Annotated in this window: 10 protein-coding genes and 1 tRNA gene; 6 read left to right on the top strand and 5 right to left on the bottom strand. The window is 42.7% G+C overall.

The genetic code is table 11. The annotated features are described in order from the left end of the window. Nucleotides 1-43 precede the first annotated feature (43 nt). The gene (ompA, locus tag PTE_RS16345) at nucleotides 44-1141 is read right to left on the bottom strand and encodes a porin OmpA (RefSeq protein ID WP_036848864.1); all 1098 of its coding nucleotides are present in this window, start codon (nucleotides 1139-1141) and stop codon (nucleotides 44-46) included. A gap of 552 nt (nucleotides 1142-1693) precedes the next feature. Continuing rightward, nucleotides 1694-2218, bottom strand: a complete 525-nt coding sequence (sulA, locus tag PTE_RS16350) for an SOS-induced cell division inhibitor SulA (protein WP_036848867.1) — start codon at nucleotides 2216-2218, stop codon at nucleotides 1694-1696. A 247-nt stretch (nucleotides 2219-2465) separates the two neighbouring features. On the opposite strand from sulA, the gene PTE_RS16355 reads away from it, so the two are divergent. Then, nucleotides 2466-3068 carry a TfoX/Sxy family DNA transformation protein gene (locus tag PTE_RS16355; protein ID WP_036848870.1) on the top strand — a complete coding sequence of 201 codons (603 nt, stop codon included), beginning with the start codon at nucleotides 2466-2468 and terminating at the stop codon, nucleotides 3066-3068. Nucleotides 3069-3131: 63 nt separating this feature from the next. Here the strand turns inward: PTE_RS16355 and yccS are convergent, their stop codons facing one another. Beyond that, nucleotides 3132-5267: a YccS family putative transporter gene (gene yccS / locus PTE_RS16360; RefSeq protein ID WP_036848873.1), complete on the bottom strand. Its 2136-nt coding sequence runs from the start codon at nucleotides 5265-5267 to the stop codon at nucleotides 3132-3134. A 119-nt stretch (nucleotides 5268-5386) separates the two neighbouring features. On the opposite strand from yccS, the gene helD reads away from it, so the two are divergent. Together helD and PTE_RS16370 are read left to right on the top strand one after the other, a co-directional pair. After that, nucleotides 5387-7441, top strand: a complete 2055-nt coding sequence (gene helD, locus PTE_RS16365; RefSeq protein WP_036848877.1) for a DNA helicase IV — start codon at nucleotides 5387-5389, stop codon at nucleotides 7439-7441. A 63-nt stretch (nucleotides 7442-7504) separates the two neighbouring features. Continuing rightward, the gene (locus tag PTE_RS16370; protein WP_036848880.1) at nucleotides 7505-7945 is read left to right on the top strand and encodes a CoA-binding protein; all 441 of its coding nucleotides are present in this window, start codon (nucleotides 7505-7507) and stop codon (nucleotides 7943-7945) included. A gap of 80 nt (nucleotides 7946-8025) precedes the next feature. On the opposite strand, the gene hspQ is transcribed toward PTE_RS16370, so the two are convergent. Beyond that, nucleotides 8026-8346 (bottom strand): heat shock protein HspQ, encoded by a 321-nt coding sequence (gene hspQ / locus PTE_RS16375; RefSeq protein WP_021326539.1) that lies wholly within the window; start codon nucleotides 8344-8346, stop codon nucleotides 8026-8028. 225 nt (nucleotides 8347-8571) lie between these two features. Between hspQ and yccX the strand changes: the two genes are divergently transcribed. Then, complete coding sequence (gene yccX, locus PTE_RS16380) at nucleotides 8572-8850, top strand: acylphosphatase (protein WP_036848883.1); 279 nt, start codon at nucleotides 8572-8574, stop codon at nucleotides 8848-8850. A 12-nt stretch (nucleotides 8851-8862) separates the two neighbouring features. Here the strand turns inward: yccX and tusE are convergent, their stop codons facing one another. Next, nucleotides 8863-9192 carry a sulfurtransferase TusE gene (tusE, locus tag PTE_RS16385; RefSeq protein WP_036848885.1) on the bottom strand — a complete coding sequence of 110 codons (330 nt, stop codon included), beginning with the start codon at nucleotides 9190-9192 and terminating at the stop codon, nucleotides 8863-8865. A gap of 182 nt (nucleotides 9193-9374) precedes the next feature. On the opposite strand from tusE, the gene PTE_RS16390 reads away from it, so the two are divergent. Together PTE_RS16390 and PTE_RS16395 are read left to right on the top strand one after the other, a co-directional pair. After that, nucleotides 9375-9462, top strand: a tRNA-Ser gene (locus PTE_RS16390). A gap of 173 nt (nucleotides 9463-9635) precedes the next feature. Then, nucleotides 9636-10220, top strand: a 585-nt coding sequence (locus PTE_RS16395) for a tyrosine-type recombinase/integrase (protein ID WP_036848887.1), incomplete at its 3' end; no start/stop codon positions are given.

The following is a 10220-nucleotide window of genomic DNA, read 5'->3' on the forward strand; positions in this document are numbered from 1 at the left end:
GGCTTTCTGCGCTTTTAATGACTAATGTAATCAATAACGGCGATTAATGAGCAGCTTTTTGCGCTTGAGTAACAACTTCTTTAATCCCCTGGATTTCGATCTCTACACGACGATCTGGAGCCAGACAGTTGATTAAATTCGGTTTTTTGATTTTGTCGCAAGTAGAACCGGTTACTGGATTTGCTTTACCACGGCCTTCTGCGCTGATGCTACCGGTAGGAACGCCTTTAGCTACCAGATAGTCAACTACGCTTTGAGCGCGTTTTTGAGACAATGGCTGGTTGTGTTCGTTTTTACCGATACGGTCAGTGTAACCCAGAACCAGCACTTTACCCTGAGTTGGGTCAATGTTTGCCAATTCAGTATACAGTTTATCCAGAGTATGCTTGCCTTCTGCTTTCAGCTCAGCGCTGGCGAATGCGAACAGAACATCAGAACGCAGAGTAAAACGTTTGTTCTCAACAACTGGCGCTGGCGTTGGAGCGATAACTGGAGCTGGGGCAACAACTGGAGCGGCTGCTTCATCTTGGCCGAAGCGATAAGAAACACCTACGCTCAGCAAGCCGTTATCAGGACGCGCACCGACTGAACCTGCATCACCGATATTGTTAACCCATTGGTAGTCCAGACGAGTCGCCCAGTCTTTGGTCACCGCATACTCGACACCAATAGCTGCCAGTGGCGAAACGCCTGTATCATGATTTCTCAGATGAGTATTGGTGGCACCGTAATTCGCTTTGGAATCTGCACGCCAAACCATACCACCCAGACGAGTATAGACGTCCAGATCATCCATAATTGGATAACTCAATTTAGTCGCCAGTTGGAAACCATGAGCTTTGAAGGCGCCATTGTTTACGTTACCTTTGTAAGGCATACGGCCTAACCAGTCATAACCTATTTCAAAACCAAGATATGGGTTAGCTTGGTAGCCTAAGAAAGCACCAGCACCCAGTTGGCTTTTGTGAGTAGGGCCATTACCGATTTCATTGGTATAACCGTTACCGTAGAAGTTTACGTCATGGTATTGGGACCAACCCAATTTACCACCGGTATACCACGTGTTGTCTTTTGGAGCTGCTTGCGTTGCAGTTGTGAAAGCGGCCACTGCCACTGCTACCGCGATAGCTGTCTTTTTCATTTTAACGCCTCGTTATTATCATCACCCAATAGGCAATTGGCTTCGGGAGCCTTTTTACTTACTGCCTATCCCATTAGGTTATTTCCTTTGCCATTCTTTAGTAATAACAGTGAACACTGAGCAGGGCTCAAATTCTTCATGTACCGTTACTGCATGTACGTTTTAAATTTTGTACGCTATCGGTGTTCACTATTTGTCCATAAGAATAGCCTGCACTAAATTATATCTACTGAGATAGGCTATTAGCCATATTGATTAAAAAACTCAGTTAGGAATACTGCACTTCTATCAAATCAATGGACCAAACAGTACATAAGGAACCAAGGGCAGTAACCTTTAATGGTGTAAAGTCTACAACGAAGTTAAAAAGTTACAAGTGGCCCTTGATTAATAGAGCAAAAAATTTAAAAGATAATGTATGATTTTAAAAAAAACTTTACTATTCTTTACAACTAATCCTATCTTAATTAATTGATTTTAGTTGTGATTAGTGATTCTAAGCCTGAATTGGTTATTTTGTGTCATGAATATTGGAATAATTCCTAATTTTGGTCAATGATAGTAAATAGAATGAATTTTTAGTAAATTTGATTGCGATTCAGTGCCATTGGCTCCTTTATTTACATCTTGTGGGCGCATAATAAAGGCCAATGCATTACCTTTTTGTGCCGCAGACTGTAATCTTACTGTATCTCTTGCTAATAACGTTGGCAACCAGCCAAGCACCACGCTGTAATTACCACTTGCTAACGCTCTTTCCATTGCGTCTACTGTTGTAATAGAGTTGATGCGATTTAATTGCACAATTTTATCTAAGGGTAATCCAGAGCGAATTAGCCATTGGCGGCTCAGTTTTTGATGTGGACTAACCCATAGCAACCAGCGGGCTTCATTTCCTGACTGGCGTAACAAAGGTAGCAATATATGATTAATGACAGCTTGGTTATCACTATAAATCAATTCACTCACGATACCACCACGTCCGGCTGAATTATCTTGCGCAGGTGAAGAGAGTGATAGTCGCTTTTCTGTTAGCTGATGTTTAGGAAGGTAAACCCAGGATGATTGAATGCCCATAATGAACCCCGCCACAAGTAACTGTATTAATATACAGTATCTTCATGTCAGGCTAAGATCAAGTCTATTTTTTCAAAGAGCTTCGCAAATATTTACGATAAATGGCTTGAAACTCATTTAACCATTGGCAGGGAAAATTGAATTGCGTATGTTTTCAATTGCTTGTTCCTGTTATTTATTTCTCTAATAGTTGGGACAAATCTATGGATAAAAGATTTATTTGCACAAAACTCATGGAGTGATCAGTATGTTGTTGTCTGAGGTGCGTTTTACTCAACTCAAAAATGGTTTTTCTTCATTTGGAAGATTGACAAGGAAGCCACAGTTCGGCGGTTACAGCCTGCTGGCTGACGGGATTATGTTTGCTATTATTGCTGATGGAGAATTATATTTACGGGGAAATGGCCATGCTGAAGTATTATTTAAAGCCAGAGGGATGAAAAACTATATTTACTCGAAAAAGGGAGTGCCGGTAATTTTGCGTTATTACCAGGTTGTTGAATCACTTTGGCAAGATCAAGAATTATTATCTCAATATGCGTATTTGGCTTATCACTACTCGTTAATTGAAATGACGGGTAAAAAAAAGATGCCAACACGCTTGAAAGATTTGCCTAATCTTGGAATGTCTCTTGAGCGTCAGTTATGGAAGGTAGGAATATGTAAAGTTGAAGATTTACGGCTGTTAGGCGCGAAAGCCAGTTATTTAAAACTACATCAGTATAAAAGAAAATCTAATGTTAATTTATTACTTGCTCTGGCTGGTGCAATTGAAGGATGCCATTCAGCCGTTTTGCCGGTACAGATTCGTAATGACTTATTACGCTGGCATAAGGAATTGGCTTGTTAGATCTTTATCGTGAACAGCTAAATAAAAGGGGCAGTCAACTGCCCCAGTATATCAACCTGGCTATTATTGATTAATTTTTTTAATCAGAGAGACAATTTCAGGCAACAATCCTATTAATAAACTTGTTTGTTGCAATACCAGCTGTTCTTTACTGTCTCTTTCTGCCGGGGTTTGCTCAATTCTTGTCGCTATGTTGACAGATATTTGCTCAATTCTATCATCATCTATTAATCCCGGTTTTAATGCTGCATCGACATAACAAATAGCATCATTAAGAATATCCAGAATAACTTTGTTATCCAATTTATCCCGATGCGCTCCCAGTGCAGAGATATAACTTAACATGGTGTGATTCAGGCACAGTAACCGGAACACTTCTTCTTGGGAGGTCTGGTAACTTTTCGGTTCGGCAGACATGTTTGAAATAACTGATGCCAGCTCTGCGTCACTATTGTGAGCATCACGGCGGGCAATTCGGTAGTTCAGGCCATTATCTTTTCCCTGACAATATTGAACTAAAATCGCATCGAGGTAGCGGCAATGGGTGTTCATGGTCCGGCTTATCACTTGTGGTAGCTGGCGAAATTTCCAGTCTGGCCAAATGAAATTTACTGCTAACCAGGCGATACCACAGCCAATTAATGTGTCAACGATCCTTGGTAGTGCGACTTCAAAACCTTCACCCAGCAAATTGAAGCATAGTAATACCAGTAGTGTGATAAACAAGGTCGCGTGTGCATATTGAATATTACGGAAAGCGAAGAATAGTACCCCAGAGATAACAATCAGTACCAATTGTCCCTCAATAGATGGCACAAAGTAGAGGATTGGCAAGCCGATTAATATTCCGGCAATGGTGCCTATTATTCTCAGTGCCAAACGGCGGCGGGTAGCGCTGTAGTTGGGTTGGCACACGAACAGGCTGGTGAGTAAAATCCAGTACCCGCGTTGTAGATCTAACCATTGGATCATGGCGTAGCCACTGCACAACAGAACAGACATACGGATCGCATGGCGGAATAAAGCTGCTTGTGGCGTCAGATGACGGCTGATCCTTAGACGGATATCGCGCCAGCCAGTTAAACGCTCATCAGATAGTTGGGTCTCATCTTTTCTTTCTTTGGAAAGATTGTATTGCCCAGAACTGATGCTTGATAGTTGCGCATCAATTGCCCGCAGGTTTTTCAGCAGGTTATATAATGCAGTAATTTTGAGATTATGTTTCTGTTGTTCATTGAGTTGTTGCAGGGAACTTTCCAAATAATTAAATGCTCGTTCAACGCGTGGGTTGTGCTGATATTGCTTGTGCCAAAGTATCGACTGAGCAACTTGTTCACAAGCACGGGCTTGCATGGCGAGAAGACGTTGAAACCGGAACAGAACATCGCTATAGCGGAAAATATTCCGCAGGCTTTGGTATTGCACGTGAGATGAACTTGCCCGTTCATGAATATCTTGTGCAATAAAGTAATAATGCAGAGTTTGGCGAGTTCCACGCTGGCCGCGATCGCCTTTCAGACGGGTTAGCAAGGAGGCTTTGGCTTGATTCAGTGTGTTCACTAAATCACCGTTTGCCATTGCCACATTAACGACAGCTTGCTGGTATTCTTCTTCTATATCAGGATCAAACAGATTAGCTTTGGCATCAAGGTAAGCTGAAAGTTGCTGATAACAACGCGCCAGATTGTCCTGTAACGGCCGGATAGGGAACAGTAAATGGCCGGTGAGGGTGAGCAGGTTATACCAGATTGCCCCTGTCAACAGTAATAGCGGTTGCTGATACCATAGTGGGAAAATAGATGCGCCCAGCATGGTATAAATTGCAATCAACAACGCGCCAAATGCAATAGTTGCATAACGCTGTCCAAGGGTGCCCAGTAAGATAAAGCTACAGGTGGATAACGCCAGCCCGATGGTGAAAAGCCAAGGATAAGGGAACAGTAATTCAATGGAGGCTGAAGCGATAAAGAAAGAAATCAGCGTGATCACCAGATTGCGTAAACGGCCAATCAGACGATCATCAAGATCAGCCAGTGCTGCGGCAACAACGCCCAAGGTCAATGGTATGGTTATTTTAGGTTCTTTATCCAGAAACCAAGGCGCTAATGTTGTTCCAGTCAGGGCTATCAGGATGCGGATATAATAGAGAAGATGACTGTTATAAAGAAAACGGCGCGGACCGGGGGAAACAGTTAGCACAAAATACCTCTGAGGTAATGATAACGGTCATAAATAACCATTATGATAAAAGGTTTATTAGTGATAAAAAACCCTTATAAGACATAGTTCAACTATTTTTCAGGTATGGCGCTACGATAATGGAACTTAAAGCAACACGAATTGGTCAACGCCTTGCTCAACATCCTTATAACCGGGTGCGTTTGCTGAATGCGGGTATCGAAGTCAGTGGTGAGAAGCATCAATACCTTATCCCATTTAACCAGCTAATTGATATTCAGTGCAAACGAGGCATTGTCTGGGGTGAGCTGGAGTTTGAACTACCCGGTGGACAAGCTATTCGCCTTCATGGCACTGAATGGCGGCAAACTCAGCGCTTTTATCATTATCTGCTTGATGAATGGCAGAAATGGAGCCAGGAAATGAGTGATGTCAGTGCTGATGTACTGGCGGCTCAGGTTAATGAAATCAATAAAATTGAGCAGCAGGATCACTGGCTTAAAAAAGCGGATTTGTTCCAGTTACAGCAGCGGATTCAGGCAGTATTTCAGGCTTTACCGCTGCCATTACAGCGTCTGGAGCAATTTGATAATTGCCGGGACGGGTATCGAATTTGTTTGCGTTGGCTTGAGAATGGTGAAAAGTCTGTTGAAAAGATAAATCTGCAATGGACAGAACGTATGTTGGAACAACACCGTGACTTTTTTCAGCGGGTAGAAACATCTCCTTTAAACCTTTCTCAGAGCCTGGCCGTTGTTAATGGTGAAAATTCAGTACTGGTTCTTGCTGGTGCAGGTAGTGGAAAAACATCCGTACTGGTGGCGAGAGCGGGTTGGCTATTGCTTCGTCAACAGGCGATTTCTGAACAGATATTACTGCTCGCGTTTGGTAATCAGGCTGCTGATGAGATGAATGAACGGATTCAGATTCGTCTTGGTGTGAAAGATATCAAAGCGAAAACGTTTCATGCGCTGGCGTTGTATATTATTCAACAAGGAAGTAATAGAGCACCTAAAATCAGCACATTAGAAACTGACGGACAAAAAAGAAGGGATTTTCTGATTAAACACTGGCAGCAACAATGCAGTGAGAAAAAAGCACAAGCTAAGGGTTGGCGGGAATGGCTGACCGAGGGGCTGAAATGGCAAGTGCCGGAAGGTGAATTTTGGCGTGATGAACAGCTTGCTAACCGTTTGTCAGGCAGGCTTGAGCGCTGGCTGGGCTTAATGCGTATGCACGGTGGTAGTCAGAAGGCTATGACAGAGTTGGCTCAGGAAGAGTATCTGGATCAGTTTCAAAAGTGTATTCGCTTGATGGGGCCTTTATTAAAAGCGTGGAAATCTGAATTGAAAACAGAAGGCGCTGTTGATTACTCAGGGTTGATTCATCAGGCCGTGAATATTTTGGAGAAAGGACGGTTTATCAGCCCGTGGAAACATATTCTGGTCGATGAATTTCAGGATATTTCACCATTAAGGGCTAAATTGCTCGCTGCATTGCGGGCGCAAAACAGCCAAAGTTGCTTGTTTGCCGTAGGGGACGACTGGCAGGCAATTTATCGTTTCAATGGTGCTGAGTTAGTGTTGACTACTGCATTTGCTGATTATTTTGGCAAAGGTACTGAATGTGTACTGGATACCTCTTATCGGTTTAATGATCGGATTGGTGAGATTGCTAACGCATTTGTGCAACAAAACCCAAATCAATTGAGGAAGCACTTAAACAGTTTGACTAAAGGTAACAAAAAGTCTGTTGTCATCCTGCCGGAAGATCAGCTTGAACCTTTGTTAAATAAAATGAGTGGCTATGTCACCGAGCAGGAAACAATTTTATTGCTGGCACGTTATCACCACTTGCAACCTGAATTACTAAGAAAAGCAACGACTCGCTGGCCTAAACTTAAAATAGAGTTCATGACGATTCATGCTTCGAAAGGGCAACAAGCGGATTATGTGATTATTCTTGGGTTGCATCAGGGAAAAGATGGTTTTCCTGCACCGGTAAGGGAATCGGTGATAGAGCTGGTTTTATTGCCACAACCGGAGGAATTTCCTGATGCGGAAGAACGTCGTCTTTTGTATGTTGCATTAACCCGGGCGAAGAAGCAGGTTTGGTTGATGCAGGACAAGAAAAATCCATCTGTGTTTGTGCATCAACTGGAGCGGTTAAATGTACTTGTTCAACGTAAGCCTTAAGATATCGTTTTGGCTGAATAAATAAACAAAGTGAAAATACTGGATTTTGTTAAGGAGTAATAAATGAGTGACCAGCAAATTGCGGACATACTGAGACGAGTGAAAACTATTGCGTTGGTAGGGGCCAGTGAGAAAATTGATCGTCCGAGTTATAAAGTTATGGCTTATTTATTGGAACAAGGCTATCAGGTTATTCCTGTCAATTTGAAACTTGCCGGGCAAACATTGCTTGGGCAACACGTTTATGGGCAATTAGCCGATATTCCTCAGCCTGTTGATATGGTAGATGTATTCCGCAACGCTGAAGCTGCCTATGGAATCGTTCAAGAAGCTATAGATATCAAAGCAAAAGTGCTCTGGTTGCAACTTGGTGTTATTAACGAACAAGCAAAAAGGTTGGCGGAGGAAGCAGGTCTGGAAGTTGTTATGGATCACTGTCCGAAAATTGAAATCCCAAGATTAGGTGCACTGCCGGATAGGCAGCTTAGAAATTTCACTCATTGACGAACAACCGAACAGAGGGTGTACTGCCGTACAGGCAGTTTAAAAACAGAATAACTGCCTTTCGAGGAATATAATATGGGTTAATTGCGCAGTCGTGGGGCTAATAACTGATTACGGATGGATTCTGCTAACTCATCCAAGGAAGGTTGTTCTGGATGGTCATCGGATGCTTCATAGGATAATTGCGCTTCGGCTAAATAAGTATGTACAGGCTGGCCGTCGTCATCTTCCATCACAACATGATACCAGGGAGCAGAACGCAAGGCTGCATTGGATGCAATGTCATCTTCTTGGGGTTGTTCCAGAGAATATTCCACATCAATATCTACGATAACGCCCAAATAACCTAGAAGCTTGTGACGTACTTGTTGGCCGAGACCGAATTTGCTGGCAATAATCATAGCCACCTCCAAAAAAACCTTGCATTGATACGAATATGAGGGCAGTAAGGTGAATTACAAGAGCATACCCGGTAGTTGAAGTCATTTTCTTGCTTTAATAATTGCGAGAGCGACTTCACCTAATTTCAGGTTAGCTGTAGTAAATATAAAACACAACCGAGAATGGTGTGCTTAACTATATATGTGAGCGATACCGCAAGGTGACTGGGTAGATAGGGGGGCATTATGATGAAATATGGGTTAACCATTTATGTTTATGGCAGGGTCCAAGGGGTTGGATTTCGTTATCAAACTTTTCGTTGGGCGAAATCCAATAAGCTGACTGGTTACGTCTGTAATTTGCATGATGGTAGTGTCAAAATTGTCGCTTATGGTGAAAGTGAGCAACTGGATAAATTAACCCATTGGTTGGAGCAGGGTGGGCCACCGAGGGCGCGGATCGATAGTTTTTCGTCTCAGTCCTGTGCCGTGGAGGATGTGGCAGACTTTAGCGTCCGCCACTGAGTCAGATTGTTATTAGATACATTTTACCGGTTTTGGTAGCCCGGCAATTTTAGTTGCCTGCTTTGCTGGCCCTTTGGGAAACAAGCGGTAAAGATAGCGGCTGTTACCTTTTTCTTCTCCATACTTTTGTGCGATTGCTTTTACCAGCATACGGATAGCCGGGGATGTATTAAATTTTTCATAAAATCCCCGGACAAAACGAATGACTTCCCAATGTTGCTCACTCAAATCAATATCTTCTTGTTCGGCGAGTAATGAAGCCATTGCTTCCTGCCAATCACTGCTGTTTTTCAGATAACCTTGTGCATCGGTTTCGATCTCACGACCTTCGAATACCAACATAATCGTTTAACCATCAAGAAAAGATGGTAGTAATTTAGCAAAAATCACTGTTATACCCAAGGATGGTCTGTATATATGCGGAGAAAATAAGCCAATAACAGTGAAAAAGAGTAAATTTACGGCAATTGAACAAGAGGGGGCTTTACATCTTTATCAGTGCTGTTTATAGTGCACGCCATTGCGGAGGGGTGGCCGAGCGGCTTAAGGCAGCGGTCTTGAAAACCGCCGATGGGAAACCATCCGAGAGTTCGAATCTCTCCTCCTCCGCCAATTTAACTTCTACTAACATCCCTTAAAGTCTACTTTTACCAATAAAATCAATAAGAATATAGAAAACAAGTATCTTAAAGACTCTTGGCATCTCTTAAAATCGACAAGAATTTGTGTATAGTTTTGTGTATAGTTTTTCCTATACAAATTTTCCTATACACATTGGTGAGATGATGAAGCTAACAGACATGGCTATCAAGAAAGCCAAACCGGAAGAAAAGTCTTACACGTTGTCTGATGGAAATGGGCTTTCACTATTAGTAGAACCGAATGGTTCTAAATGGTGGAGATTCCGTTATCGTTTTGATGATAAGCAGAAGATGATCTCTTTAGGTACTTATCCTGAGGTGCCTTTAACGGAGGCCAGAAGAAGAACGGTAGAATGCCGCTCAATGGTTGCTGGTGGAATTAATCCTTCCGAGGACAGAAAGCAGCGAAGACGAGAAAATGCCATCACGTCAGAAAATACTTTTGAGAAAATCACTCGCGAGTGGTATGAAAAGCGCAAAGATAGGTGGTCGGTAGGATATCGCTCTGACATGATGAGTGCATTTGAAAATGATGTTTTTCCTTATATTGGAGACAGGCCAATAGCAGACATAAAACCACTGGAGTTATTGGACGTTCTTTCAAGAATGGAAAAGCGCGGGGCAACTGAGAAGTTGAAAAAAGTCCGTCAGCGTTGTGGTGAGGTATGGAAATACGCCGTTATTACAGGTAGAGCTGAATACAATCCAGCCCCCGATCTTGCCGGTGCG

The organism is Photorhabdus khanii NC19 (assembly GCF_000517265.1).
Taxonomy (GTDB): Bacteria; Pseudomonadota; Gammaproteobacteria; order Enterobacterales; family Enterobacteriaceae; genus Photorhabdus; species Photorhabdus khanii.